Raw genomic sequence first — 24,234 nt, 5'->3', positions numbered from 1 at the left:
CCAGCGTTGCAGGAGACGACCCATGGCGAAGCCTACCACAATCAAGATCCGCCTGAACTCGACCGCAGGCACAGGCCACTTCTACGTGACCAAGAAAAACGCCCGTACGATGACCGAGAAAATGGTTATCAAAAAGTACGACCCGGTTGTGCGCAAGCATGTTGAATACAAAGAAGGCAAAATCAAGTAAGCCTTTTTTCGGTTCAACCGAGACAGCAAGCCGCGCGAGGGAAACCTTAGCGCGGTTTTTGCTTTTTCGGTGTCTGGGTTTGGACGCCTTGAGAGGTATTACGTCGGGGGGTGGAACGCAAAACGCGCGCCACCTCGGGGATGACGCGCGCTTCTATTGGATAATTTCAAAGGCTTACTTTGCGAGCTTCATGAAGTAGTCAAAGATTTCAGGCACATTGCCAGCGCCCATACCCGCGTCAAAAGCCGCCTGAAGGTTCGCAGAAGTGGCTTCGGCGATGGCGGTTTTTGTGCCCATGTCATCGGCCATTTGAACAAAATACCCGAGGTCTTTGTTGGCATTGGCGATGGAGAAACCAAGGTCGCTCACCCCATCAACAGCGTAGTTCTTGCAAAACTGCATGAAGGGCGAGTTGGACGGGCCAGTGGACATGATGTCAAAGAGCTGCTGGCGGTCGACACCGGCGCGCTCGGCCACGGCAAAGGCCTGAGACATGGCGCAGACGGTGGTCATGCCCATGAAGTTGTTGATGAGCTTGGTGGTGTGACCCGCGCCCAATGCCCCAAGATAAAAGACGTTTTCGCCCAGCACGTCGAGCGTCGGTTTGACCTTGTCAAAGGTGGCTTGATCGCCCGAGGCCATGATGTTGAGCAAACCGTCTTTGGCGTGCGCTGGCGTGCGGCCCAGAGGCGCGTCAACCATCCCTGCGCCCTTGGCAGCAAGGTCAGCGCCGATCTTGCGGGTTGAGGCCGGGATCGAGGTGCCGAAATCAATCAAGACAGCGCCGTCTTTGATACCAGCGAGCAATCCGTCATCGGCATAAACCAGCTTTTCCACCACGGCGGATGTGGTCAGGCACAGCATGATGATGTCACTGGCCGCGGCGAGTTCCTTGGCCGATGTGGCCTCGGTTGCGCCACGTGCCACGGTTTTGGCAACCGCCTCTTTGTCGAGATCCATGACAATCGGTTCAAAGCCATTTTTCTGAAGGCATTCAACCATGTTGCCGCCCATGAGGCCGAGGCCGATAAATCCGATGGTGGGTTTTGACATATCTGTCTCCTAAAGGGTCATTTGTGAGTCTTGACCAGAGATAGAGTGATTTTACAAATTTTACAAATTGCGTATGCGTTTTTACCAATTTTTTCCGTATAAGTCAGATCAGGACAAAAATCGAATACGGGATGGTCAGGCGTCCCAACCCGCTTGGCCACGCAAAATGTCGGGTCGGAGATGACCGGATGTACGAGCGCCAGAGCCGAGCCAAACTAATAGGGTGCCAAAGCAAAAAGGGCCGGTCGCAATGACCGGCCCCTTCTAAATCTGCTGCTAAAGGCGCGCTTATTCGCGGTTGCCCATAAGTTGCAGCAGGAACATGAACATGTTGATGAAGTCCAAGTACAGGTTCAGCGCGCCGCTGATTGCTGCCTTGGCCAACCATTCCTGATCGCCATGCTGGGCGTGTTGGATGTAAACATTCTTGATGTTTTGCGTGTCATAGGCGGTAAGGCCCGCAAATATCAGCACACCCAGAACCGAGATTGCCAGCTGCATGATGCCGGACCCCAGGAAGATGTTGACGATCGACGCAACCAGAATGCCGATCACACCCATGATCAGGAAAGAGCCCCAGCCGGAGATATCTTTCTTGGTGGTGTAACCCCAGAGCGATAGGCCCGCAAAGGCGATGGCGGTGATCAGGAAGACCTGAATGACCGAATAGCCAGTATAGATAAGGAAAATCGAGCTAATCGACAGACCCATCAGAGCAGCAAAGGCAAAGAACGCCAATTGTACGCCAGCGGCGGACAGGCGGTTCATCGCAGCGCCAAAGCCAAAGAAGATAAAGGCCAGCGGCGCGAACATGATCACCCATTTCAGCGGGCTTGCGTAGATCGCGTAGCCCAGATCGGTGAGATATGTGCCTTCGCGCACCATACCAGCCGCCTGCGACGGATCGCTGGTCACTGCGAGGTTAGAAATCGCCCAAGCCGCAGCAAAGGTGATCAACATGCCTATAGACATAGTGCTATAGACTTTATTCATATGGGCGCGAAGCCCTGCATCGATCGTCGCAGAGCGGGCACCAATGCCAGCCGAGCGGACCGTGTCAAATTCAGCCATTAAAGCCTCCGTAACGAAAACCTGCCGCGCAAACGCACGGGTTCAAGCTTAGATATTGGCTATGTGGCGCGGTATTTCAAGGAAATCCGCGCCTAAACCTGACATGAATTGTATTATTTTGACCAATGGTCCGGCGCATCCCAGAATGGGCGCGCGGCTTCGGATTGGGCTTGGGTTGCGCTAACGCCAATGTCATCTAGCGCTGCGGCATCCAGATTGGCCAAAGAGTGGCGTTGTTCGGCGGTGGCAAACCACTTGCGCAGAACGGTCAGGGGACGCAGGGATTTGGTGGGGGCAAAGCCTGTGGCAACACGGATCATGATGGTCTCCTTCAAGGTTTGTGATGTGTTTGCGGTTTTGTATGTTTATTGTTGATGTATATGCGTCTCTGTGATTGATTTGTGAAACGAATGTTTTTGACGTCTTCCATCAAGGAATGTGATCTATGCGCAATTTGGACATCACCACCCTGCGATCCTTTATGGCTGTGGCCAATTCCGGGGGGGTCACCCGCGCCGCCGGGTTTTTGAACCTGACGCAATCGGCGGTGTCGATGCAGCTTAAACGGCTTGAAGAAACGCTGAACCTGCAACTGTTGGATCGGACGGGGCGGGGCGTATCGCTTACGCCCGCGGGCGCGCAATTGTTGACCTATGCGCAAAAGATCGTCGATTTGAATGATGAGGCCTATGCCAAGCTAACCGATCAGAATTGGGAAGGTGACATTGTGTTGGGTGTACCAGAGGACATTGTGTACCCGGTCATTCCCAAAGTGTTGCAGCGCATGGGGCGTACGCACCCAAGGGTCAAGGTTCAGCTGATGTCATCCTTTACCCGCACCTTGAAAGAGAAGTTTTCGAAAGGTGAGGCCGATATCATCCTGACCACTGAAACCGGAGTGGACAGCGGCGGTGAGACATTGACCAATGTGCCGCTCAAATGGGTGGGTTCGCCGGGGGGGCAGGTTTGGAAAACGCGGCCCCTACGCGTGGCGTTTTGCCGACGCTGTGTGTTTCGCGAAGATACATTGAAGCGTCTGGATGCAGCGGGAATCGAGTGGGAAATGGCCGTGGATTCCGATAGCGAAACCACGGTGGATGCCACGGTGAGCGCCGATTTGGCGGTGACGGTCAAGCTTGAGGGGCACGCACCGCCGTATCTAGAACAAATCGATGGGTCGAACACCTTGCCGGATTTGGGCACGCAGCGGATCAACCTCTATGCGGGTACCGGCAAGACGCAATTGGTCGATACGCTCAAAACCTATCTGCGACAGGGCATGGCCGAGGTTTAAAACCGACAGGTTAAACGCCGACTTCTGGCCCCAGACACATCATGGGTTCATCGTCCTGTTGCGCTTCATACAGGACGGTGCTTGACGGGTCGTTTTGAAAAACAGCGCGCAACCCTTCGCCCTCTTTGAAGAAGGACCAGCATTGCGGGTCGGGCGTGTCTTCGTAAACAAAACAGATTTGCCCGGCCTCTTCGTACCAATAGCCATCTTTGCATTTACCATCGAGAAAGGACCAGCGGACCTTGCGGTTTTTAAGGTATTCTTCGACGCCGTAGGCCTGACCGGCCATGCCGAAATACAGGGTTTTTCCGGTGACATAGGATTCGAAGTCACTGGCAGAGAGCGCGTCTGCGGCCCAAGCGGGCAGGGCGGAGGCGGAGACAATCAGGGCACTGAGGACGGAGGCAAGAATCTGTTTCATGGCCCATCTTGTGCCAGAAGCGGCGAAGCGCCGAAAGTCAGGCTTTCCCTGCCACCGGGCTATGGGCGAGGTGCCGCCCATTTTTCCACCCGCTTGTCCATCACCCTTCGCCAAATCGGCGGGACCAAAGCCAAAACCGCCATCACCGGAAGGGATTGTGGCAGGATCGGCATGGCGTCCCGGTCGAGTTCGAGGCCGGGATAGGGGCGGCTTGGGTGGGAATGATGATCGGAATGGCGTGGCGCGTTGAGCATGAGCGCCGAGGAAAAGCCATGCGGGCTATTCCAGCTATGCTGTGGCCCAACCGGTTCCCATTTGCCCGGCGTGGATTCGGCGCGCCGCAAGCCATAGTGTTGCACATAGTCAGAGAGCAGCAGTTGGGTTTGCGCATAGGTCGATAGGCCCAGCAAGGCCAAAACACCGCCCCAACCGCCGATGAGGGCGGCGATGGCTATCGAGGCCACCGCATAAGCGGTGTAAATGGCGTAGGGGTGCAGCCCCTTGCCTTTGCGAAATTTCGATTCGGCCCGAAAGCCTTGGCGCAGCGCCCCAACCCACGCGCGCCCCGCGAAATGATAGAAATTCTGACCCAATCGCGCCGAATTGGGATCCTGTGCGGTGGCGGCGTGAATGTGATGCACACGGACATGAGCCGAGGCATGAAAGCCAAAGAGCACCGAGCTATAGACCGCAACGCCCAAGCGGTGCAGCGGGCGGGAGGATCGGTGGATCAATTCATGAGCATTGGAATTGCTCACCTGACCTAGAAACAGGGACAGGGCAAAGAAAATCAGAACCTTGTCCAATAGGGTCAAATCCGACCCGGAGATTGCCCAAACCCCGCCATAGAGCAGCGGGAAATGCAAAACGCCAAGCGTGGCAGACAAGCCATCACCGGCGGGAAACTCGGCCCCCGGATGATCGGGGGCGGCCATTGCGGTCAGCTTGTCCATGAAAAACGTGAAAACGGTGATATAAAGCAGGGCCATCATGCTGAATACGCCACCAAACAGCATGGCCAGCGCCAAACAGGCCACCATCCCCAATGTTACAGCGGTAAATCGACCCATTTCGGCCCCCTTTGATGTCCGCCCGTTCGCCCCTTTGTCCTACCTCTATCGGAACCAAGCGTCACTATCGGATGAATCCGGGTCGAGATTGCGGCGCTGAAACGTGTCTTTCTGTCGTTTTTCATCTGCGCTTGGTGTGGGCGGCGGGCTAGAGTGAGCGCAAGATTTAGGAGACGCGCATGGCACTTGATGATCGCAAAGGTGTTTGGAAATCCGGCAAAGGCAAAGGTCGCCGCACGCCCAAGGGGCGGCAGCTGGATGATACGGCTTTGGCACAGGTGCAGGCGCTGATTGGGGAACGCCCGATTCGCCGTGATCTTTTGATCGAGTTTTTGCATTTGCTTCAGGATGAATATGGGCATCTTTCGGCGGCGCATCTTCGGGCATTGGCGGAGCTGCTGCGCATAGGTCAGGCCGAAGTCTACGAGGTCGCGACATTCTACGCGCATTTTGATGTGGTCAAAGAGGGGGAAACCCCGCCGCCCGCGCTTACCATTCGGGTCTGTGATAGCCTGTCTTGTGAACTCGCAGGGTCCGAGCAGCTGCAAAAAGCGCTTGAGGAGGGAATGGATCCATCACAGGTGCGGGTGCTGCGCGCGCCGTGTATGGGGCGGTGTGATACTGCGCCGACGGTTGAGCTTGGCCATAATCACATTGATTTTGCCACACCAGAAAAGATTTTGGCGGCAATTGAGGCCGGGAACACCCATCCGAAAATCCCGGAGTACGAGGGTTTTGCCCCCTACAAGGCAGCCGGTGGGTATGCGAAACTGGAAGAGTATCGCGCCGATGCCGACCCGTTGCATGTCAAAGAGCACGTCTTGACATCGGGGTTGCGTGGTCTTGGCGGGGCCGGGTTCCCGTCGGGGCGCAAGTGGGATTTTGTTCGCGCCGAAGCCGGTCCGCGCTATTTGGCGGTCAATGGAGACGAAGGCGAGCCGGGCACATTCAAAGATCGCTATCACCTTGAGCGGGAACCACATTTGTTCCTTGAGGGCATGTTGATTGCCGCCTGGTCGATCGAGGCCGAGACTTGTTTCATCTATATGCGCGACGAATATCCGGCGGTTCTGGAAATCCTGCGCCGTGAGATTGCGGCATTGGAACAGGCAGGCATCGTTGAGCCGGGCTATATTGATCTGCGCCGTGGGGCCGGGGCCTATATTTGCGGCGAAGAAAGCGCGATGATCGAAAGCATCGAAGGCAAACGCGGCTTGCCGCGCCATCGCCCGCCCTTTGTCGCACAGGTCGGCATCTTTGGTCGCCCAACTTTGGTCCACAATGTTGAGACGCTCTATTGGGTTGGCAAAATTTGCCGCGAAGGGCCGGAAGTCTTTAGCTCGGTTGAGAAAAATGGCCGTACCGGTCTTCGCAATTATTCGGTGTCGGGACGGGTGAAAAATCCGGGTGTGCATTTGTTGCCTGCCGGGTCGACCATCACCGATGTGATCGAGGCCGCGGGCGGCATGTTGGATGGTCACGCGTTCAAAGCCTATCAACCCGGTGGCCCATCATCCGGATTGTTGCCCGCCAGCATGGCCGACATCCCGTTGGATTTTGACACGCTGCAACCACATGGCACCTTTATTGGCTCTGCCGCTGTTGTCATCTTGTCGGATCAAGACAGCGCACGTGATGCCGCGTTGAATATGTTGCGGTTCTTTGAGGATGAAAGCTGTGGCCAGTGTACCCCGTGCCGGGTTGGCTGTGAAAAGGCGGTCAAGCTGATGCAGGCCGAACACTGGGATCAGAACCTTCTTGAAGAGCTCAGCAACGCTATGGTTGATACGTCGATTTGTGGCTTGGGACAGGCGGCACCAAATCCGATCCGACTAACGATCAAACATTTCGCCGACGAGATATGACATAAGTCCTGTTTACATCGCGGTGTTGATTGGTGTTTTTCAAAGGCTCCTTTGACCGCAACGCGATGTGAGCAGGACAAGTCATGACACCAAGCCCCAGTGATCCCCAAATGAGCTTTGCCTTTTTGGCAATCATGTCCGGGCTTTGCGCCGTGATCTATCCGTTTTTGACCTCGCTGACTTGGTCGCGGAGCCTTGTCAAAACGCTGGCAATTGCCCCTTTGGCGGTCTGGTCCCATATGATCGGTTTCCCGGTTTTGGCGGCTGGTTTGGCCTTGTCTGCTATCGGTGATCTGGCTTTGTCGCGCCCCGGAGATCGCGCGTTTTTGATAGGAATGCTTAGCTTTGCCGCCGCCCATCTGATCTATGCGTGGATGTTTTATGCGGGTGGTTTGGTTCCGCTGGGGGGCTGGCAAAGCCTCGCCCTCGTACCTGTCATCGGCGTCGCTCTTTGGCTTGGGCCGGTGTTCGCAGCCAAGGCCGGTGCCTTGGCGTTGCCGGTTCTTGTCTACGTCGGGATTATTTGTGTGATGGGGGCAACGGCGGTGATGCAACCGATGGGGGCCGGGCAGGTGATTGCGCTAATCGGGGCGCTGTTGTTCATGGCTTCGGACGCCATTCTAGGGCAAGAAAAGTTCCTAAACCGCCACTGGCCAGGGCAAGGCCTGGCGATTTGGGGGCTTTACTACGCAGCCCAAGTTGCCTTGTTCGTTGGATTCGTCTGGATCGGTTAGCGGTTGCGATAAACCGCGCAAATACAGCCGCTTGATTTTAATCGACGGCACAGTTTCCAAGCGCTGTCACGGCTATTGCGACCGATGCGGGCCATGAAATACCCGCCTTTGGGGCTGGCGCGGCTTTTCTGCCAAACCAGATCGGGCTTTTCGCCTTTGACCGCAGTCGAACAGCGGCGAGACCGCTCTTTGTATTGGGCAAGGGCGCGCTTTTTCGTCACGCCAAAGGCCATCTGAACCCCCCATTTTTTCAGCTTTGGTTCGGGTGGTTCAAGGGGTGGGTATTTGGACAATTTCCGTTTGCGCGCCAACTCGTAACAGGCCTGTTGAAAGGGTTTGTCCTTTTGCAACCGATAGTCATGGGTTTTGGGTGGGTTATGCGCCCAAACCTCGGCGGGGAATCCGGTGATGATTTTAACGTAATTGACGGTTTCACGGGCAAGGCCACCGGTGCCTGCCATCAACCCTTTGGCGCGTCTTTCGCCGCCGTTGTAGCCAATCGCCGCAAGGCCATGATTGCCAAAACGCACCGACATGTCGCCAAGGTATTCCGCCGAATATTCAAGGGCTTGGGCGGGGTTGTAGGGGTCGCGTAACCCGCGGAGCTTGGCCGTCGAGGGGATGAACTGCGCAATGCCACGCGCATTAGCATGGCTAAGGGCATTGGGATCAAAGCGGCTTTCTTGCCAGATCAGCCGGGCAAAGAAACCGGGGTCAAGATTGCTGTCTTTTGCAAAGGCCTCAATCGCCTGACAGGTGTCGAACACAAAATGGCTTGGCCGGATGCATTGGACCTGACCAAAGGCCCCGTCCGAACACATGGTGCCGGGTTCATCGGTATCGGCCTGCGCCATACCCGCAAGCATGAGAAAACAAAGAAACGCGCGTAACATCATAGGGTCACATAAGGAGGTTTCTGCGCCATGCGTCAACTGAGACTTTTATTGCGGCGCTGGCCGTATTAGGTGGGAGGTACAATTATTCGCAGGCTCTGACATGTCTTTTTTCGGCAAGCTCAAAAACAAGTTGTTCAAATCCTCGTCCAAATTGGATGAGGGTCTTGATGCGATTGTGCAAGAGGGAGGTGAAGAAGCCGCCCCAGATGTGAACGTGCAAGAGGCCGTCGCGCCAAAAGCGGTAGCTGAGGTTGTGGAGGAAACGCCTGCGGCACCGGAGGTTATCGAGGCCCCCGACGCAACGGAAGAGGACGTGGTGCCAGACGTCGAGCCAGATTTGGACCCGGTGGATGACGCAACCTCAGAAACCGATCAAGGTGATGTCGAAGAGCCGGAACTGGTCCGCTCGTCCGATCCATTGCAAGACGTGGTCGCGGCCGCCCCGGAAGAGACGACCAAGCCCGGCATTCTGGGGCGTCTGTTGGGGCGTTCAAACGAGAGCACAGAAGTGCGGCGGGTGCTTGATGACGACATGCTTGAAAGCCTTGAAGAGCTGTTGATCCAATCGGATATGGGAGTTGAAACTGCTTTGAGGGTGTCGGCCAATATCGCCGAAGGGCGCATGGGCAAGCGCCTATCCGTGACCGAAATCAAAGGGCTTTTGGCGGCGGAAGTGGCCCGCATCATGGAACCCGTGGCCAAGCCGTTGCCGTTGTACGCAACAAAACCACAGGTGGTTTTGGTCGTGGGTGTGAATGGGTCGGGCAAGACGACAACCATCGGCAAGCTGGCTTCGCAATTTCGCGCGGCGGGCAAAAAGGTGGTGATTGCCGCGGGGGATACCTTCCGCGCCGCAGCGGTAGAGCAGTTGCAAGTCTGGGGCGATCGCGCCGGTGTTCCGGTTTTGACGGCCCCCGAAGGGTCGGACCCCGCCAGCCTTGCCTATGACGCGATGACCAAAGCCCAAGAAGATGGGGCCGATTTGTTGATGATCGACACGGCAGGCCGGTTGCAGAACCGTCAGGACCTGATGGAAGAGCTGGCCAAGATCGTCCGGGTGATCCGCAAGAAAGACCCGGATGCGCCTCACAACACCTTGTTGGTCTTGGATGCGACCACCGGCCAAAACGCGGTGACGCAGGTCGATATGTTCCGCAAAATCTCGGACGTGTCCGGCTTGGTGATGACCAAGCTTGATGGCACGGCCCGTGGTGGGGTTCTTGTCTCGCTTGCCGATAAGTTCGGTCTGCCCATTCACGCCATTGGCGTCGGGGAGCAGATTGATGATCTTGCCCCCTTTGATCCCGAAGAATTTGCCGCCGCCCTGACCGGGCTTGACCAATCCTGATATTCAACTTGCCTGCTAGTCTCCGCGGGGCTTCGCGGCACGCGGAGGGGGGATGGCCCGCGATGGTGGGCCTGTCCGCATGACAGATTGGTTAATATCGCTCGAAGGAACAGAGGCTGGGCACCAATTGGCGCTTATCCTCGCGTTGATGGCCGCCTTTTTGCACGCCTGTTTTGGAGCCCTGCAAAAAGGCCGGTACGACCCGTGGTTGTCGCGAGGAGCAATCGACGGGATGTATGGGCTCATCGCAATGCCTTTTGCGCTGTTTGTTGTGCCTTGGCCCGAACCACATATGTGGCTGATTTTCCTCGGCGCCTTTGTCATCCATGTCGGCTATAAACTCATGCAGGCATGGGCGTATTCGCGCGGGGCGTTTACCGTCGTCTATCCCGTGGTGCGCGGAATGGGGCCGCTTTTCACGATCATCGGGGCGTCAATTGTTTTCGGCGAAGACTATGGTTGGGTGCAATGGCTCGGCGTCGCTATCCTTTTGGCCGGGATATTTGGGCTGGCCCTTTATAACTATATGTATCTAGAGACCGAGCGCGAAACCTTGCGATTGGCCTTGATTTTGGCGGTTGGAACCGGGCTTTTTGTGGCCCTTTACACCACCTATGACGCCTACGGCATCCGGGCGACGGCGGATCCGTTTACCTTTTTGGCCTGGTTCTTTTTCATCGACGGGTTGGTCATGCCCCCCATCGCGGCCCTGCGGTGGCGGTCGATGTCCGAGCGACCGCCGCTTATGCCCTTGCTGGCGCGCGGTTTCTTGGGGGCTATCTTTGCGTTCTTTAGTTTTGGGTCAATCATGCTGGCAACGCGGCTTGATAAAGTTGGCGAAGCGGCGGTTTTACGCGAAACATCCACCGTCTTTGCGGCGCTGATTGGCTGGCTGGTGTTGCGCGAAACGGTGGGGCCTCGGCGCATCGCTTTGATGGCTCTGATCGCTTTGGGGGCCGTTGTAGTTGAGCTTGGCGGGTAAAGCCCCTATCTGGAACTCAAAGGAGCGCCATTTATGACCCAAGCCGCCAATACCAAGCTCAAAGCCTTGCTCGAATACGGGCCACTGGTGGCGTTTTTCATCGCCTATCTCAAGCTCAAGGATGAGGTGTTCACCTTTGGCGGTACCGAATATCAAGGGTTTATCGTGGTCACCGCCGGGTTCATTCCACTGTTTTTGATTGCCACGGGCCTTTTGTGGAAGCTAACCGGCCATCTCAGTCGGATGCAGGTGGTGACGGCGGTGTTGATCGTCGTTTTCGGCGGGTTAAGCGTTTATTTTAACGACGAGCGGTTCTTCAAGATGAAGCCGACGCTGATCTATCTGTTGTTTGGCGGAGTTTTGGGCCTTGGGTTGCTGCGCGGGCAATCCTACCTAAAATCGGTGATGGAAGGGCTGATGCCTCTCAAACAAGAGGGCTGGATGATCTTGACCAAGCGCGTCACCGGGTTGTTCCTTGGGTTGGCGGTGTTGAACGAAGTGATCTGGCGGAGCATGCCGACGGAAACATGGGTGTATTTCAAGACCTTTGGCCTTCCGGCGGCGGTGTTCTTGTTCTTTATGTTTCAGGGCGGGCTGTTCAAAAAATACAGCATCGCAGAAGAATCTGTTGCCGAAGGCGACAAGGCGGAGTAAGCGCCGGAGAGCACCGCCTTTGACGGCTGTGCCCACCCGCCCACCCCACACCCGCCAAAACCGGAGTTATCCGGCGCGGTCGATCTTGGTAGAGAGATGGATCAGGCTTTCAGAGCTTTTCACCCCCTGCGCATCCCGGATGTCGTCGAGCCGTTCGTCGAGGTCTTCGGTGGTGTCTGCCCCCAGCGTCACGATGAGATCAAACCGGCCCGAGGTGGTGTGAACCGTTTCGACCTGGGGCAGAGTTTTGAGGCGGGCAACCACCGCCGCCGCCGCACGTGGTTCGATCGACAAAAGAGCCGTGGCACGCACCGGGGCGCGCAGTCCGGGGCCTTTGCGCAGGGTGAAACCTGCTATCGCACCGCGATCAAGCAACCGGTCGATACGGGCCTGAACCGTGGTGCGGGCAATGCCCAAGCGCCGCGACAGATCCGCAACTGGAAGTCGGGCATTTTCTGACAGCAGCGCGATGAGTTTCAGATCTGTTTCGTCGTTTTGCATGTGCGGCCTTACAGATTGACAATAGTTTTCAGGCATATTGGCAGTTCCGACAGGTGAATTCGAGGGGAAACACACCCATTCTGGTTGGAACAGGCAAAGGACACGCGAAAAATGGGACATTTTGAACCGCTGGCGGAAACGCATGAGGTTTGGTTGCGCAGTGAGCAACCCGATGAGCCGATCTTTTTCTTTAGCCCCGCGCAATTGCGGGCCACGGCGCAAGAGTTTCTAACCGGGTTTCCCGGCGAAGTGACCTATGCGGTTAAGGCCAATCCGCATGCGGATGTTTTGGCGGTTTTGGTGGATCAGGGGATCGAAGCCTTTGATGTGGCGTCGCCCGAGGAAATGATGCGGGTACGGCAGGTTTTGCCGAACGCGCGGTTGCACTATCACAACCCGATCCGATCGCGGGACGAAATCGCATTGGCGCGCTTGTACGGCGTCACAAGCTGGTCCGTGGATCGCATGAGCGAGTTGGACAAGCTTGGTGCGCTAGAGGGGGCTGAGGTCGCTGTGCGATTTAAGCTCCCTGTTGAGGGGGCAGCTTATGATTTTGGCTCCAAGTTTGGTGCGGAACCGGATGCTGGGGTTAAGCTTTTAGAGGCCGTTGTTGCGCGCGGTGGTCTCCCGTCGATCACCTTTCATCCCGGCACCCAATGCCATGATGCACAGGCTTGGGTAGCCTATATTCAGACGGCCGCCGATATGGCCGAGCAAGCAGGCGTGACGCTTAATCGGCTAAATGTCGGGGGCGGGTTTCCGGCCCATCGCTGTGGATTGTTGCCCGACCTGACCCGGATTTTTACCGCAATTGATGCCGCTGTGAACGAGTCCTTTGGGTCCAACCGTCCCGCTTTGGTCTGTGAGCCGGGGCGTGGCATGGTGTCTGAGGCCTTTACCCTCGCGCTTCGGGTTAAATCTGTGACCGATGAGGCGGTGTTTTTGAATGACGGTATCTATGGTGGCTTGAACGAGTGGCGTGATCTTGGCACCGGTGAGCGGATTGAGCTTTTGGCAGGTGAACATGATCAACCGGCGCCAAAAACCCGCGACCGTATCGTGTTTGGCCCGACCTGCGACAGTATCGACCGGCTGCCAAGCCCATTGAAGTTGCCAGATGGGATCGAAGAGGGAGATTTCCTTTTGTTCCATGGTATTGGGGCTTATTCTTTGGCGCAAGCAACCCGATTTAACGGCTATGGGGCGCATAAAGTTGTGACGTTGCGCAGCTAGGGGCCGCGCCGCTCTGGACAGGGCGGGTATTCACACTAAAGTTCCCCTCGGCAAGCGTTTGCGCGAGGGGATACCATGGACAAGTTCGGAAAAAGCCAATCAGTGGCGCGGGTTGAAGACACCCGGTTGCTGACGGGGCAGGGACGTTTTGTTGACGACATTGCCCCGGATGGCGCGTTGCATGCCTATGTTTTCCGCTCAAGCGTGGCGCATGCGGAGATCACGTCGCTAGATGTGTCCGGGGCGACCGCCTTGGACGGTGTTCATGCGGTAATCACCGCCGATGATTTGACGGCGGCGGGTCTTGATACGGCGATGGCCTATACATCGGCCCCGATGCGCGACGGATCCAAAGCGCCGCGGCCCAAACGCCCGATCTTGGCCGAAGGGCGCGTGCGTTTTGTTGGCGAAGCGATTGCCGTTGTGATTGCCGATACGATCGACATTGCCAAAGACGCGGCTGAGCTGATTGAATTCGATTATGACGACTTGCGGGTCCATATGGACCTGACGCCGGGCGGCAACCCTGTGCATGCGGAATGCCCCGACAACCGGGCCTTTGACTATGGTCTTGGTGACGAAGAGGCGACAACGGCGGCCTTGACCAATGCGGCGCGGGTGGTCCGTTTGGAGGTTGGCGACAACCGTATCATCGTCAATTCGATGGAGCCGCGCGGCTGTTTCGCAGAATGGCAAGACGGGCGGATGCATCTCTCCTTTGGCGGGCAAGGTGTATGGGGCATGAAGGATGAGCTGGCCCGTGTCATGCATTTGGACAAAGATACCATTCGCGTGACCAACCCCGATGTCGGTGGCGGTTTTGGGATGAAGGGCATGGCCTATCCCGAATACTTCGTCGCAGCCTTTGCCGCCAAAAAGCTGGGGCGTCCGGTGCGTTGGATGTCGGATCGCACCGAGGCAATGTTATCGGATAATGCCGGACGTGATTTGGTCACTATGGTTGAGATGGGATTTGACAACGCCAATCGCATCACCGGGTATCGGTTGCACACGTTCTCAAACCTTGGGGCGTATAATTCGCAATTTGCCCAGATGATTCAATCGTTCCTGTTTTCTCGTGTTTTCACAGGGGTTTATAACATACCTGCCGCTTATATGCGCTGCGAAGGGATTTACACGAACTCCACGCAGGTTGATGCCTATCGCGGGGCCGGACGACCCGAGGCGATCTATTTGATCGAACGGGTCATGGACCGCGCCGCGCGGGAATTGGATGTTGATCCACAGGCCTTGCGGCGGTTGAATTTTATCAAACCAGATCAGTTCCCCTATGATACAATCCCCAATGAAACCTATGATGTCGGCGATTTTGAGCGTGTTCTCAACCGGGCAGAGCAGGAGGCGGATATCGCCGGATTTGCGGCGCGACGCGTGTCATCGGAAAACAAAGGCAAGCTGCGAGGGTTGGGCCTCTGTTACTATATCGAAAGCATTCTTGGCGCACCGGATGAGGATGTGAAAGTCGCGTTCACCGATGACGGCGGTGCGATTATTTATGTTGGAACGCAGTCCAACGGGCAGGGGCATGAAACCGTATTTGCCCAGTTCCTGGCTGATCAAACCGGAATCCCCGCCGACCTGATCGAAGTTGTTCAAGGTGACTCAGATCAGATTGCCCGTGGTGGCGGAACTGGCGGGTCGCGCTCGGTCACGGTACAAACGAATGTCACGCTCGAAGCGGTGTCGGCTATGGTAACGGGGTTTTCTGGGTTTTTGGCAGAACAGGCCGGGGCGGACCCTGAGGACGTCAGTTTTGACGATGAACGCTTCCGCATTTCAGGGTCAAATGTATCGCCGACCATGTTGGAAGTGGCGCAAATGGCGCGAGAGGCCGGGCGACAGGATTTGCTAACTTGGCAGGCCACGGCCAAGCTGCCCGGGCGTAGTTTCCCCAATGGCGCGCATTTCTGTGAAGTGGAGATTGATCCGGAGACTGGCGAAACATCTGTTGAAAAATATACGGTTGTTGATGATTTTGGTAACCTGATCAACCCTATGCTGGCGGAAGGTCAGGTTCACGGTGGCGTGGCGCAGGGCCTTGGACAGGCGTTGAGCGAGCATGTGGTTTATGACGAAGATGGTCAGCTGCTCACGGCGACGTTCATGGACTATGCGATGCCACGCGCCGATAATCTACCGATGATCCGCTTTGCGACCGAAGCGGTGCCGTCGACCACCAACCCGATGGGGATGAAGGGCTGTGGTGAGGCGGGCACCGTTGGGGCCATGGCGGCGGTCGCAAATGCGGTACAAGATGCGCTTTGGGCGCGTGGGATCAAACAGGCGGATATGCCATTCACGCCGCATAGGGTGTGGGAAATGTTGAGGGATGCAGACAATAGGGCCGACGGAAACAGGACTGACTGATAGGTTTTTTGGATGGATTCGGCGGCGCTTTGCCTCGGATCATTCCGCGCTGACGCCGCGGCGTGGGCCACGCGACCACGTCATCATTCTGGACGGCACCGCATCGACTTTGAAACGGGGTCAAGAAACCAATGCTGGCCTGACGTTTCGGCTTTTGAATGCCCATGGGCAGGCGTCGCTTTATTATGAGGCCGGCATCCAGTGGCGCGATTGGAAAAGCACCCATGAGGTGGTGTTGGGCCGCGGGATCAATCGTCAGATTCGCCGCGCCTATGGATATCTCGCGTCCCGCTACAAACCCGGTGACAGGATTTTTCTGCTTGGGTTTTCGCGGGGGGCTTATGCGGTGCGTTCGCTTGCCGGGGTGATAGATCAGGTCGGGTTGCTCAAGGCGGAACATGCGACAGAACGCAATATTCGACAGATTTACCGCCTATATCGTTATGCCCCCAAAGGGACGTCGGCGCAGGCCTTTGCTGGGCTTTATTGTCACGATAGCGCACCGATAGAGGTTGTTGGTGTTTGGGATACGGTCAAAGCCTTGGGGCTGCGTTTGCCGGTGATTTGGCGGTTCATGGTGCAAAATCATGAGTTTCACAATCATGAGTTAGGTGATTCGATTCGCCATGGATTTCATGCTTTGGCCCATGATGAGACGCGTATGGCTTTTGCGCCGGTGCTTTGGACATGTCGAGACGATTACCAAGGGCATGTGGATCAGGTGTGGTTTCGGGGCGCGCATGGCGACATTGGCGGGATGATCGGGGCACGTCAAAACGCCCGTCCATTGGCCAACATCCCATTGAATTGGATGCTAGAAAACCTTGAACGCTGTGACTTGGACTTACCAGAAGGTTGGCGCGGCATGTTTCCCGAGGATGCGACCGCACCATCGGTGGGAACGTGGCAAGGGTTTGGGAAACTGTTCTTGCTGCGTCGCAAGCGGAGTGTCGGCGAAGATCCTTCAGAGAGCTTTCATTCCAGTTTTGAGCACCCGGACAAGCCGGTCGGAAAACGTGCGATTAGTTGATGGCAAGAATTATTTTCACAAAAGGTTGATAGGGGTTTAAACTGTGACATGAATGCCTATTTGTTATTCAGGACGCAGGATCGGAACCCCTGCGAAACCTTCACTGTCCCTCGTTCCGTAACTGGCGCCCGGTCGTGACCCGGGCGCCTTTTCTTTTGCCGTGTGCTTGGGATAGGGTGAAAATATGAGCTATTCAGACGATTTTCTTAAAACGGTTTTGGCCCGCACCCGAGTGATTGCTGTTGTTGGGGTGTCGTTGAACCCGGTGCGACCAAGTTATTTTGTGGCGCGCTATTTGACCCTCAAAGGGTTTCGTGTGGTCCCGGTCAATCCACGCCATGCTGGCGAACGCTTGTTTGGTCAAGAGGTGGTTGGGTCTTTGCGCGATTGTCCCAAAGACGTCGATATGGTCGATATCTTTCGGCGTTCGGAACATGTTCCGCCGATTGTGTCTGAGGCTTTGGATGTGTTCCCGAACCTGCGCACGATTTGGATGCAGATTGGTGTCGAACATGCCGATGCAGCGCTTGTGGCCGAGGCGCACGGTGTTGACGTGGTGATGAATCGCTGCCCCAAGATTGAATATCAGCGGTTGTTTGGCGAGCTGCGCATGGGCGGCTTTGCCACTGGGGTTATTTCTTCAAAACTGTGATGGAGACGGCGCTTTTTGCGTTGCAAACCCGCCCCGCCCACCATCCCATCGGGCAGGAGATTAGCGGCTGGCTTTTTCGGTGATGCCGGATGTGCCTTGGCGGCGGGCCAGTTCGGTCAGGACATCATCCAAAGGAATGTCCCGCGCCGCAAGCATAACCAACAGATGATAGAGCACATCGGCGCTTTCGTAGGTCAGGTTTTCGCGGTCATTTTTGGCCGCCGCGATAATAGCTTCGATCGCCTCTTCACCAAATTTCTCAGCGCATTTTTCTGGCCCTTTGGCCAGAAGCTTGGCGGTCCAACTGCTATCAGGATCGGCGGATTTGCGGGCGGCGATGGTGGTTTCTAGATCGTGGAGAACAGACATCAGAGCCTCACTGCGATACCGGCGTCAGCCATGTGTTGCTTGGCCTCACCGATGGTGTATTCGCCAAAGTGAAAGATTGAGGCGGCCAAAACGGCGCTTGCACCGCCCTTGGTGACGCCCTCGACCAAGTGATTGAGATTGCCGACACCGCCCGAGGCAATGACCGGAACGTCAACCGCATCGGAAATCGCCTTGGTCAGGGGCAAGTTGAACCCGGCTTTGGTGCCATCACGATCCATAGATGTAAGGAGGATTTCACCACAACCTTTGGCCGCGACGGTTTTGGCAAATTCGACGGCGTCGATGCCGGTGGATTTGCGCCCACCATGGGTGAAGATTTCCCACCGGCCCGGTTCAACGGTTTTCGCGTCGATGGCCACGACGATGCATTGGCTGCCAAAGCGGTCGGCCGCGTCGGCCACCACGTCCGGGTTGGCCACGGCGGCTGAGTTGAAGCTTACCTTGTCGGCCCCGGCGAGCAAGAGTGCGCGTACATCTTCGGACGTGCGGACCCCACCGCCAACGGTCAGTGGGATAAAACACTGTTCTGCTGTCCGGGTGACAACGTCGAACATGGTGCCGCGGTTTTCATGGGTGGCATGAATGTCGAGGAAACAGATTTCATCGGCCCCAGCGGCGTCATAGGCGCGGGCGGCATCCACAGGGTCGCCGGCATCCACCAGATCGACAAAGTTCACGCCTTTGACAACGCGGCCATCCGCGACGTCGAGGCAAGGAATGATACGTGTTTTCAACATGCCGGTCTTATGGCCCGACATGGCCCGCAAGGAAAGCCTTTGATCGCAGATTTAGGCCGCCGTGTTTAGATCTGTCTTTGATTGGGGTTAGGTTTGGGCCTTTTCATCACCCAGATGATAGAAATAAGTCAGGGCATAGACCACAAACATGGCAGGCAACACGACTAGGCCGGTCTGTTTGAGCCAGACTGAGAGCGCGAACAGGATTGTGCCGAGACTGTCGGAATATTCAGTGCAGGTGATGCCGGTTTCACGGGTTCCGGAACAGCCGGACGTTTTGATGAAGTAGACGGCTGACAAGACAAGGAGGCAATGAGCCACCATGCCGATCTGGGTTGCTGTGCTGATAGCTCCGGCACCAGTTTCCTTGCGCAAGTGGTAGATAGTGATGGCCAGAATGGGGCCGATGGCGGCAACGGTTAGCATGATCAAAAAGGCAAACACAAAGGCGGTCCTTGTACCGAGACTATCAAGTTGTTTGGCACACCCTGTTTGCACGCCAGGGCCTTTTAAAGGCAACCTTGCGACGTTGTTGTGATCATGTTGCCGAAAGTGTTGGACCGGATGCTGGGTTGTTTTGGACACGAACCAAAGCGTCACGTGCGATTAAGATGTGAAATGGCAGGATCGCAGTTAGGTACAAGCGCCCACCAATGTTGTGCGGGGAAACCCAAGTGGCCAGATGAACATGGCCATCGGTCTGCACAACGGACACGCGGAAATTGAGGTGTTTGTCGTCAAACCCAGCGATCAATTCGGTCGGCGTGTCTGAAATGACGGGAAAGAACCCGACGCTGTCGACATCTTCGGGGCCAGATTGTTTTAGGCCAAAGGGCGCGGTGAAAATCCCACGCAGTTTGACAAGAAGCTGGGCCCAGCCGGGGAAATCGGTGATGATCTTGGCAGCCGCGCGCGGGGCCATGTCCGAGGTCACGCGATAGCAATCGAGAAAGTCACCGGGGGTGCGCATTTGATGCAAGGCGCTGGAAACGGGGAGGGGGCAAGTGGAAGTTTGGGAGAACATGAGCTTTCCTTTCAGATGAAAGGTAGGTGCTTCCTGTATGTTTGAAAGCGTGACAAACGGTCCCGCTTTTCGGGGTTTATCGCTGCGCGCGACTATCCAAGAGTCGGGTGATTTCCCAAAGGAAAGCAAGAAGATAGAAGAGAGGGGCCGCGACTACACTTGTTGTCGTGAAGAGTGCACCGGCACGTAGGCATGCATTCAGGAGTTCGGCCAGAAACGGAAGGTCAGGGCAATGCCACCCTTTGAGAAGGTTCCCATGACACCCTATGCGTATCAGGTGGTCCGCGCCCAAAGGCATCAGGAGCACAAAGACCCCAAATAGAATTGCCGGTGCCCCCCAACACAGGAAACGGCGTTTCCAGTTTGAGGTCGATAGTCCCCCAATCAAGAGGGCAAAATAAATGCCAGCGGTCCAGATCACACACCACCAAAACAAAATCGGTTTCGATGGTGTTGTAGAGATGCCGGGGCAGACGGTCTGGTCGGCTATCCCTGACCTATGCTTTGAGTAATTCCAGCGCATCTTTGAGGTCGATGGCCCCATCATAAAGCGCACGGCCCGAGATCGCCCCGTTGAGGGGCGCGCCACAGGTGTTCAAGTCTTTGAGGTCTTTCAACGAAGACACACCGCCCGAAGCAACTACCGGGATGGTGACGGCATTGGCCAGAGCCGCGGTGGCTTCGACATTGGGGCCTTGCATGGCACCGTCGCGGTTGATGTCGGTATAGATGATCGCCGCAACGCCCGCATCCTCAAAGGATTTCGCCAAATCGGTGGCATCGACATTGGTGACTTCGGCCCAGCCTTTGGTGGCGACTTTGCCGTCTTTGGCGTCGATACCCACGGCAACCTGACCGGGGAAAGCCTTTGCTGCTTCGCGCACCAGATCGGGGTTTTCAACGGCGACGGTGCCAAGGATGACGCGGGCCAATCCCTTGGAGAGCCACATCTCGATTGTCGCCATGTCGCGGATGCCACCGCCAAGTTGCGCCGGGGTTTTGGTTTGGCTCAGGATCGCCTCAACCGCCGCAGCGTTCACCGGCTCGCCCGCAAAGGCCCCGTTGAGGTCAACCAGATGCAACCATTCGCAGCCCGCGGCGACAAATTCCATCGCTTGGGCGGCAGGATCGTCGCTAAAGACGGTCGCCTTGTCCATGTCACCGCGCAACAGTCGTACTGCGTTGCCGTCTTTGAGATCGATCGCCGGGTAAAGGATCATGGTTTGCGTCCCTATCTTTGTGCCTGTTTGCCCCTTAATCTGACGCCACGAAACATGCAAGCCGACCTTGGGTCACGCTTGATCGAAAGGTGACGTTCACGTCAAGCTAGGCGTGATCTCAATGGGAGGAGAGCGAGATATGAAGAAATTGGTATTGGCAGCGGCGCTGACACTGGTTGCGGGCGCGGCATTTGCAGACCCAGCCGCAGGTGTTTGGAAAACCCAACCCGATGATGGCGCGTATGCACATGTGAAGCTGGCCCCATGCGGTAGCAATATTTGTGGCACCATTGTGCGTACGTTCAATGGGTCGGGCGAATACAATTCCCCGAACAAAGGCAAGCAGTTGGTGCGCAATATGAAGCCGAATGGGGGCGGGGCCTATGAGGGCAAAGTTTGGCGTCCGTCCAACGACAAAATCTATATCGGCAAGATGCAGTTGAACGGCAACAAGATCAAACTCAAGGGCTGTGTTGCTGGTGGTCTTTTGTGTTCCAGCCAGACATGGACCCGTGTGAACTAAGCGCTTTGATCCATTGGAATGATGGGGCCGCTCCGAATGGGGCGGCCTTTTTGGTTTAAGGTTTCCACGCCAAGAAATTGGCAATCATGCGAAGCCCGGCATCGGCGCTTTTTTCCGGGTGGAATTGCAGGCCGATACGGTTGTCCCGTGCGACAATCGCGGTGATGTCGTTGCCGTAATCCACATGGGCAACCCGTTGCGATGCATCGTCCATATGCATTTGATAAGAATGCACAAAATAGGCGTGATCACCGGTTTTGAGACCGTCCAGAACCGGATGGGCCTGTTCAATCACTAGATCGTTCCAGCCCATATGCGGGACCTTGAGTGCCTTTTCGGTTGGCTCAATCTTGACGATTTCACCGTCGATCCAACCCAGACCGTCGGTTTCTTGGTATTCGTGACCTTTGCGCGCCATAAGTTGCATGCCAACGCAAATCCCTAGGAACGGGCGCCCCTTGACTTCGACCGCCTCGATCATGGCGTCAAAACAGCCCGATGCCCGGAGTGCCGAGGCGCAAGAGGGGAAGGCCCCATCGCCGGGAAGTACCAAATGATCGGCTTTGGCGACGACATCTGGGTCGTCGGTGATCACCACCTCGGTATTGCCGATCTCAGCGGCCATACGCTGAAAGGCTTTTTCCGCCGAATGCAGGTTGCCGCTTTCATAGTCGATGATCGCTGTCAGCATGGTCGGGCCTCTTTGTTGCGTGCTTGGCTTTCGATTGCCGCGAAGCCGGGGCCGGGTCAAGCCCCAGATTGCGGATCGCGGTAAACCGGCAATTGATCCAACAACGCCATTACAGGTGCAAAAAGCGGGCCGCAGGGATCGTCAGGTGACAGGCCGCCAAAGCGCCCGGTTTGCATCAAACTACCAAAGCCATGCACCAGCGACCAAACTTGTGATTCTACGACAACCGGGTCGGTGCCCGGTGCCACAAAGGGCGCGCAGCTGTCCTTGAGCACATCATAGCCATTGGCGGTGTCTGGCTGCGCAGGAAGGCTTGTGACGTCCTTTATCACCTTGTTATTGAACATCAATTCAAACAGGTCCGGGAAATCAACAGCAAAGTAAATATAGCCCCGACAGATGGCGCGTAGCCGCGCATGGGGATCGGCCCCGGCATTGTTGCGCGCATCCAGCATGTAGTTGCGAAAGATGCGAAACCCTTCTTGGGCGATGGCGGCGCGCAGGCCTGCGACGCCGTCAAAATGATGTGCAGGGGCCGCATGAGACACCCCGGCGCGGGCTGCACAACGTCTTAGCGTCAGCTTGTCCAGACCCTCTTCGATCAGAATACCCAGACCGGCCTCGATCAAGGCAGGACGCAGATTGCCATGGTGATGGGCGGCTTTGTTAGAAAGTGGGGAAGGGGGGGAGAGTTCAGACATTTGTGAGGACAGTATCAGTCCCCTTGACAGCGTCAAGTTGCTTCCTATTTTGACAGTGGAAAGTTTACAGTGTCAAATTGCAGCGGAGCCATCTCCATGACGTATATTTCAAAACTCCCGTCCCAGCTTTTGTGGGTCCTGTCGCTTTTGGTGGCGTTGGTCTCTTGGCGGTTTTTGGTCTTTGGGGTTGATCCCTCAATGCCGGGAGTAGTGCATCATCTGGACGGGCGGGAACTGGCGCTTTGGGCGCATATCTTTTTTGCCCCGATTGCGCTGGCGATGGTGCCGTTTCAACTGTCGCAACACTTACGTCAAAATCGTTTGGGGCTGCACCGTTGGATGGGGCGCGCCTATGGCGTGGCGATCCTGGTATCGGGGGTGGCGGGGTTGATTATCGCGCCCTATGCGGCGACTGGCACCGTCGCTGCAGTCGGGTTCTTTTTATTATCAGTGGCTTGGCTGATCACCACGGGCTTGGCGATCTGGCATGCGATGAACCGTCGAATTTCGGATCATCGCCGATGGATCATCCGATCCGCCGCGCTGACCTTTGCGGCGGTGACATTGCGCCTGCAATTGCCGCTTGGCGAAGTGTTTTGGGGGTTTGAAACCGCATACCCCTTCATCGCTTGGCTGTGCTGGGTGCCGAACTTGGTCTTTGCGGAGTGGTATTTGCGTCGCCAAGGTTGGTAATTTTGCCCAACCTGGCAGTATGGGGCCCCTCGTTAGGGCCCCAGAATCTCAAGCCTTAGAGCATGCCCTTGGTCGATGGGATCGCGTCCGCCTTGCGCGGATCGGGTTCAACCGCTTCGCGCAAGGCGCGCGCCACAGATTTAAACGCCGCTTCGGCGATGTGGTGGCTGTTGATCCCGTGCAGGGCATCCACGTGAAGGGTGATGCCGCCATGGGTGCTTAGCGCCTGAAAGAATTCACGCACCAATTCGCAATCAAACGTCCCGATCTTTTGGGTCGGGAGATCAACGTTCCACACAAGGAAAGGACGCCCCGACAGATCAAGCGCTGTGCGCACCAAGGCGTCATCCATCGCCAAAAGGCAATCGCCATAGCGGCGGATGCCGCGCTTGTCGCCGAGGGCCGACACCATCGCTTGACCCAGAGCAATGCCGACATCTTCGACGGTGTGGTGATCATCGATGTGCAAATCGCCGTCACAACGCACCGTCATATCGATCAGGGAGTGGCGCGAAAGTTGATCAAGCATGTGGTCAAAAAAGCCAACGCCGGTTTTGTTGTCATAGGTCCCGGACCCATCGAGATTAATCTCGACCGAAATCGCGGTTTCGGCGGTTTGGCGGCTAATCGTGGCCTGACGCATGACACTCTCCTTGATGTGCTGGCCCGCTTATAGAAAGCGCGCCGCGTGCTGCCAAGGGGTGGCAGGGGGGCAGTGTAGCCCTGTGACGTATGGGCCATGAAAGGGAAATTGATTGTTTGCAGGTCGGCGATCAAATCGGGTTGACAGAGTGTCGCACATCCGAGTAGTAGGCAAAACGGCTGCTGACGCCCGCCACCCGCAGACAGATGTCTTGGTGAAGTTCAGCATGA

At 56.4% G+C, this 24,234-nt stretch carries 28 protein-coding genes; 13 read left to right on the top strand and 15 right to left on the bottom strand.

Annotated elements, in window-relative coordinates; genetic code table 11:
- Positions 1 to 22: 22 nt before the first annotated feature.
- Positions 23 to 190, top strand: coding sequence for a 50S ribosomal protein L33 (rpmG, locus tag Q1A43_RS11485; protein ID WP_008233681.1), 168 nt, complete (start codon positions 23 to 25; stop codon positions 188 to 190).
- A 174-nt stretch (positions 191 to 364) separates the two neighbouring features.
- On the opposite strand, the gene Q1A43_RS11480 is transcribed toward rpmG, so the two are convergent.
- From Q1A43_RS11480 to Q1A43_RS11470, 3 genes are all read right to left on the bottom strand, one after another.
- Positions 365 to 1,243 carry an NAD(P)-dependent oxidoreductase gene (locus tag Q1A43_RS11480; RefSeq protein WP_299925612.1) on the bottom strand — a complete coding sequence of 293 codons (879 nt, stop codon included), beginning with the start codon at positions 1,241 to 1,243 and terminating at the stop codon, positions 365 to 367.
- A 288-nt stretch (positions 1,244 to 1,531) separates the two neighbouring features.
- A complete protein-coding gene (locus Q1A43_RS11475) occupies positions 1,532 to 2,314 on the bottom strand; it encodes a Bax inhibitor-1/YccA family protein (RefSeq protein WP_299925609.1) in 783 nt (260 codons plus the stop codon).
- A gap of 113 nt (positions 2,315 to 2,427) precedes the next feature.
- On the bottom strand, positions 2,428 to 2,634 hold the full coding sequence (locus Q1A43_RS11470; RefSeq protein ID WP_299925606.1) for a DUF1127 domain-containing protein: 207 nt from the start codon (positions 2,632 to 2,634) through the stop codon (positions 2,428 to 2,430).
- A 125-nt stretch (positions 2,635 to 2,759) separates the two neighbouring features.
- Between Q1A43_RS11470 and Q1A43_RS11465 the strand changes: the two genes are divergently transcribed.
- On the top strand, positions 2,760 to 3,608 hold the full coding sequence (locus tag Q1A43_RS11465; RefSeq protein ID WP_299935212.1) for a LysR family transcriptional regulator: 849 nt from the start codon (positions 2,760 to 2,762) through the stop codon (positions 3,606 to 3,608).
- A 10-nt stretch (positions 3,609 to 3,618) separates the two neighbouring features.
- Here the strand turns inward: Q1A43_RS11465 and Q1A43_RS11460 are convergent, their stop codons facing one another.
- Both Q1A43_RS11460 and Q1A43_RS11455 read right to left on the bottom strand, forming a co-directional pair.
- The gene (locus Q1A43_RS11460) at positions 3,619 to 4,029 is read right to left on the bottom strand and encodes a hypothetical protein (protein ID WP_299935210.1); all 411 of its coding nucleotides are present in this window, start codon (positions 4,027 to 4,029) and stop codon (positions 3,619 to 3,621) included.
- A 59-nt stretch (positions 4,030 to 4,088) separates the two neighbouring features.
- The gene (locus tag Q1A43_RS11455; RefSeq protein WP_299935208.1) at positions 4,089 to 5,099 is read right to left on the bottom strand and encodes an alkane 1-monooxygenase; all 1,011 of its coding nucleotides are present in this window, start codon (positions 5,097 to 5,099) and stop codon (positions 4,089 to 4,091) included.
- Between the two features lie 179 nt (positions 5,100 to 5,278).
- Here Q1A43_RS11455 and Q1A43_RS11450 point away from each other — a divergent pair, with 179 nt between their 5' ends.
- Complete coding sequence (locus Q1A43_RS11450; RefSeq protein ID WP_299935206.1) at positions 5,279 to 6,964, top strand: NAD(P)H-dependent oxidoreductase subunit E; 1,686 nt, start codon at positions 5,279 to 5,281, stop codon at positions 6,962 to 6,964.
- Between the two features lie 83 nt (positions 6,965 to 7,047).
- Positions 7,048 to 7,698: a lysoplasmalogenase gene (locus Q1A43_RS11445; protein ID WP_299935203.1), complete on the top strand. Its 651-nt coding sequence runs from the start codon at positions 7,048 to 7,050 to the stop codon at positions 7,696 to 7,698.
- Here Q1A43_RS11445 and Q1A43_RS11440 read toward each other — a convergent pair.
- Positions 7,695 to 8,564, bottom strand: coding sequence for a lytic transglycosylase domain-containing protein (locus tag Q1A43_RS11440; RefSeq protein WP_299935201.1), 870 nt, complete (start codon positions 8,562 to 8,564; stop codon positions 7,695 to 7,697). The two genes, Q1A43_RS11445 and Q1A43_RS11440, sit on opposite strands and share 4 nt — an antisense overlap.
- 130 nt (positions 8,565 to 8,694) lie before the next feature.
- On the opposite strand from Q1A43_RS11440, the gene ftsY reads away from it, so the two are divergent.
- From ftsY to Q1A43_RS11425, 3 genes are all read left to right on the top strand, one after another.
- Positions 8,695 to 9,942, top strand: coding sequence for a signal recognition particle-docking protein FtsY (gene ftsY, locus Q1A43_RS11435; protein ID WP_299935198.1), 1,248 nt, complete (start codon positions 8,695 to 8,697; stop codon positions 9,940 to 9,942).
- Positions 9,943 to 10,021: 79 nt separating this feature from the next.
- Positions 10,022 to 10,924 (top strand): DMT family transporter, encoded by a 903-nt coding sequence (locus tag Q1A43_RS11430; protein WP_299935195.1) that lies wholly within the window; start codon positions 10,022 to 10,024, stop codon positions 10,922 to 10,924.
- 33 nt (positions 10,925 to 10,957) lie between these two features.
- Positions 10,958 to 11,578 (top strand): inner membrane-spanning protein YciB, encoded by a 621-nt coding sequence (locus Q1A43_RS11425; protein ID WP_299935192.1) that lies wholly within the window; start codon positions 10,958 to 10,960, stop codon positions 11,576 to 11,578.
- Positions 11,579 to 11,644: 66 nt separating this feature from the next.
- Here the strand turns inward: Q1A43_RS11425 and Q1A43_RS11420 are convergent, their stop codons facing one another.
- The gene (locus Q1A43_RS11420; RefSeq protein ID WP_299925579.1) at positions 11,645 to 12,079 is read right to left on the bottom strand and encodes an Lrp/AsnC family transcriptional regulator; all 435 of its coding nucleotides are present in this window, start codon (positions 12,077 to 12,079) and stop codon (positions 11,645 to 11,647) included.
- Positions 12,080 to 12,190: 111 nt separating this feature from the next.
- Here Q1A43_RS11420 and Q1A43_RS11415 point away from each other — a divergent pair, with 111 nt between their 5' ends.
- The 4 genes from Q1A43_RS11415 to Q1A43_RS11400 all read left to right on the top strand — a co-directional run bounded on the left by Q1A43_RS11415 (position 12,191) and on the right by Q1A43_RS11400 (position 17,382).
- Positions 12,191 to 13,312 (top strand): type III PLP-dependent enzyme, encoded by a 1,122-nt coding sequence (locus Q1A43_RS11415; protein ID WP_299935189.1) that lies wholly within the window; start codon positions 12,191 to 12,193, stop codon positions 13,310 to 13,312.
- A 75-nt stretch (positions 13,313 to 13,387) separates the two neighbouring features.
- Positions 13,388 to 15,700: a xanthine dehydrogenase family protein molybdopterin-binding subunit gene (locus Q1A43_RS11410; protein WP_299935186.1), complete on the top strand. Its 2,313-nt coding sequence runs from the start codon at positions 13,388 to 13,390 to the stop codon at positions 15,698 to 15,700.
- Entirely contained in the window at positions 15,663 to 16,730 is a 1,068-nt protein-coding gene (locus tag Q1A43_RS11405; protein WP_299935183.1) for a DUF2235 domain-containing protein, read from the top strand. Before Q1A43_RS11410 ends, Q1A43_RS11405 begins: the two co-directional genes overlap by 38 nt.
- Before the next feature lie 184 nt (positions 16,731 to 16,914).
- Complete coding sequence (locus tag Q1A43_RS11400) at positions 16,915 to 17,382, top strand: CoA-binding protein (RefSeq protein WP_299935182.1); 468 nt, start codon at positions 16,915 to 16,917, stop codon at positions 17,380 to 17,382.
- Positions 17,383 to 17,442: 60 nt separating this feature from the next.
- On the opposite strand, the gene Q1A43_RS11395 is transcribed toward Q1A43_RS11400, so the two are convergent.
- The 5 genes from Q1A43_RS11395 to hisA form a co-directional block, all read right to left on the bottom strand.
- Positions 17,443 to 17,751 carry a phosphoribosyl-ATP diphosphatase gene (locus Q1A43_RS11395; RefSeq protein WP_299925564.1) on the bottom strand — a complete coding sequence of 103 codons (309 nt, stop codon included), beginning with the start codon at positions 17,749 to 17,751 and terminating at the stop codon, positions 17,443 to 17,445.
- A complete protein-coding gene (gene hisF, locus Q1A43_RS11390; RefSeq protein WP_299925562.1) occupies positions 17,751 to 18,509 on the bottom strand; it encodes an imidazole glycerol phosphate synthase subunit HisF in 759 nt (252 codons plus the stop codon). The genes Q1A43_RS11395 and hisF overlap by 1 nt, the downstream gene beginning before the upstream one ends.
- Before the next feature lie 87 nt (positions 18,510 to 18,596).
- Positions 18,597 to 18,935, bottom strand: coding sequence for a hypothetical protein (locus Q1A43_RS11385; RefSeq protein ID WP_299935179.1), 339 nt, complete (start codon positions 18,933 to 18,935; stop codon positions 18,597 to 18,599).
- A gap of 112 nt (positions 18,936 to 19,047) precedes the next feature.
- On the bottom strand, positions 19,048 to 19,479 hold the full coding sequence (locus tag Q1A43_RS11380) for a DUF2867 domain-containing protein (protein ID WP_299935177.1): 432 nt from the start codon (positions 19,477 to 19,479) through the stop codon (positions 19,048 to 19,050).
- A gap of 551 nt (positions 19,480 to 20,030) precedes the next feature.
- A complete protein-coding gene (hisA, locus tag Q1A43_RS11375; protein WP_299935174.1) occupies positions 20,031 to 20,753 on the bottom strand; it encodes a 1-(5-phosphoribosyl)-5-[(5-phosphoribosylamino)methylideneamino]imidazole-4-carboxamide isomerase in 723 nt (240 codons plus the stop codon).
- Positions 20,754 to 20,892: 139 nt separating this feature from the next.
- Between hisA and Q1A43_RS11370 the strand changes: the two genes are divergently transcribed.
- On the top strand, positions 20,893 to 21,276 hold the full coding sequence (locus Q1A43_RS11370) for a DUF2147 domain-containing protein (RefSeq protein WP_299925552.1): 384 nt from the start codon (positions 20,893 to 20,895) through the stop codon (positions 21,274 to 21,276).
- A 55-nt stretch (positions 21,277 to 21,331) separates the two neighbouring features.
- Here the strand turns inward: Q1A43_RS11370 and hisH are convergent, their stop codons facing one another.
- Positions 21,332 to 21,967 (bottom strand): imidazole glycerol phosphate synthase subunit HisH, encoded by a 636-nt coding sequence (gene hisH, locus Q1A43_RS11365; RefSeq protein ID WP_299925549.1) that lies wholly within the window; start codon positions 21,965 to 21,967, stop codon positions 21,332 to 21,334.
- Between the two features lie 56 nt (positions 21,968 to 22,023).
- A complete protein-coding gene (locus tag Q1A43_RS11360) occupies positions 22,024 to 22,668 on the bottom strand; it encodes a TetR/AcrR family transcriptional regulator (protein ID WP_299935171.1) in 645 nt (214 codons plus the stop codon).
- 96 nt (positions 22,669 to 22,764) lie between these two features.
- On the opposite strand from Q1A43_RS11360, the gene Q1A43_RS11355 reads away from it, so the two are divergent.
- Positions 22,765 to 23,361, top strand: coding sequence for a DUF2306 domain-containing protein (locus tag Q1A43_RS11355; protein ID WP_299935169.1), 597 nt, complete (start codon positions 22,765 to 22,767; stop codon positions 23,359 to 23,361).
- Positions 23,362 to 23,416: 55 nt separating this feature from the next.
- Here the strand turns inward: Q1A43_RS11355 and hisB are convergent, their stop codons facing one another.
- Entirely contained in the window at positions 23,417 to 24,004 is a 588-nt protein-coding gene (gene hisB, locus Q1A43_RS11350) for an imidazoleglycerol-phosphate dehydratase HisB (RefSeq protein ID WP_299925540.1), read from the bottom strand.
- Positions 24,005 to 24,234: the final 230 nt, after the last annotated feature.

Origin of the sequence: uncultured Pelagimonas sp., assembly GCF_947498515.1 — a bacterium.
Taxonomy (GTDB): Bacteria; Pseudomonadota; Alphaproteobacteria; order Rhodobacterales; family Rhodobacteraceae; genus Pelagimonas.
The sequence above is the reverse complement of the archived record's forward strand: the minus strand, read 5'-3'. Positions and strand labels throughout refer to the sequence as shown.

Coding starts and splice junctions, on each gene's coding strand:
- Q1A43_RS11440 (WP_299935201.1), bottom strand. CDS start 8,564: ATGCTTGCGGGTATGGCGCAGGCCGATACCGATGAACCCGGCACCATG.
- Q1A43_RS11475 (WP_299925609.1), bottom strand. CDS start 2,314: ATGGCTGAATTTGACACGGTCCGCTCGGCTGGCATTGGTGCCCGCTCT.
- Q1A43_RS11430 (WP_299935195.1), top strand. CDS start 10,022: ATGACAGATTGGTTAATATCGCTCGAAGGAACAGAGGCTGGGCACCAA.
- Q1A43_RS11455 (WP_299935208.1), bottom strand. CDS start 5,099: ATGGGTCGATTTACCGCTGTAACATTGGGGATGGTGGCCTGTTTGGCG.
- Q1A43_RS11460 (WP_299935210.1), bottom strand. CDS start 4,029: ATGAAACAGATTCTTGCCTCCGTCCTCAGTGCCCTGATTGTCTCCGCC.
- ftsY (WP_299935198.1), top strand. CDS start 8,695: ATGTCTTTTTTCGGCAAGCTCAAAAACAAGTTGTTCAAATCCTCGTCC.
- Q1A43_RS11385 (WP_299935179.1), bottom strand. CDS start 18,935: ATGCTAACCGTTGCCGCCATCGGCCCCATTCTGGCCATCACTATCTAC.
- Q1A43_RS11450 (WP_299935206.1), top strand. CDS start 5,279: ATGGCACTTGATGATCGCAAAGGTGTTTGGAAATCCGGCAAAGGCAAA.
- hisB (WP_299925540.1), bottom strand. CDS start 24,004: ATGCGTCAGGCCACGATTAGCCGCCAAACCGCCGAAACCGCGATTTCG.
- Q1A43_RS11355 (WP_299935169.1), top strand. CDS start 22,765: ATGACGTATATTTCAAAACTCCCGTCCCAGCTTTTGTGGGTCCTGTCG.
- Q1A43_RS11470 (WP_299925606.1), bottom strand. CDS start 2,634: ATGATCCGTGTTGCCACAGGCTTTGCCCCCACCAAATCCCTGCGTCCC.
- Q1A43_RS11445 (WP_299935203.1), top strand. CDS start 7,048: ATGACACCAAGCCCCAGTGATCCCCAAATGAGCTTTGCCTTTTTGGCA.
- hisF (WP_299925562.1), bottom strand. CDS start 18,509: ATGTTGAAAACACGTATCATTCCTTGCCTCGACGTCGCGGATGGCCGC.
- hisA (WP_299935174.1), bottom strand. CDS start 20,753: ATGATCCTTTACCCGGCGATCGATCTCAAAGACGGCAACGCAGTACGA.
- Q1A43_RS11405 (WP_299935183.1), top strand. CDS start 15,663: ATGCAGACAATAGGGCCGACGGAAACAGGACTGACTGATAGGTTTTTT.
- Q1A43_RS11370 (WP_299925552.1), top strand. CDS start 20,893: ATGAAGAAATTGGTATTGGCAGCGGCGCTGACACTGGTTGCGGGCGCG.
- Q1A43_RS11400 (WP_299935182.1), top strand. CDS start 16,915: ATGAGCTATTCAGACGATTTTCTTAAAACGGTTTTGGCCCGCACCCGA.
- Q1A43_RS11410 (WP_299935186.1), top strand. CDS start 13,388: ATGGACAAGTTCGGAAAAAGCCAATCAGTGGCGCGGGTTGAAGACACC.
- Q1A43_RS11380 (WP_299935177.1), bottom strand. CDS start 19,479: ATGCGCACCCCCGGTGACTTTCTCGATTGCTATCGCGTGACCTCGGAC.
- Q1A43_RS11465 (WP_299935212.1), top strand. CDS start 2,760: ATGCGCAATTTGGACATCACCACCCTGCGATCCTTTATGGCTGTGGCC.
- Q1A43_RS11420 (WP_299925579.1), bottom strand. CDS start 12,079: ATGCAAAACGACGAAACAGATCTGAAACTCATCGCGCTGCTGTCAGAA.
- Q1A43_RS11360 (WP_299935171.1), bottom strand. CDS start 22,668: ATGTCTGAACTCTCCCCCCCTTCCCCACTTTCTAACAAAGCCGCCCAT.
- rpmG (WP_008233681.1), top strand. CDS start 23: ATGGCGAAGCCTACCACAATCAAGATCCGCCTGAACTCGACCGCAGGC.
- Q1A43_RS11425 (WP_299935192.1), top strand. CDS start 10,958: ATGACCCAAGCCGCCAATACCAAGCTCAAAGCCTTGCTCGAATACGGG.
- Q1A43_RS11415 (WP_299935189.1), top strand. CDS start 12,191: ATGGGACATTTTGAACCGCTGGCGGAAACGCATGAGGTTTGGTTGCGC.
- hisH (WP_299925549.1), bottom strand. CDS start 21,967: ATGCTGACAGCGATCATCGACTATGAAAGCGGCAACCTGCATTCGGCG.
- Q1A43_RS11395 (WP_299925564.1), bottom strand. CDS start 17,751: ATGTCTGTTCTCCACGATCTAGAAACCACCATCGCCGCCCGCAAATCC.
- Q1A43_RS11480 (WP_299925612.1), bottom strand. CDS start 1,243: ATGTCAAAACCCACCATCGGATTTATCGGCCTCGGCCTCATGGGCGGC.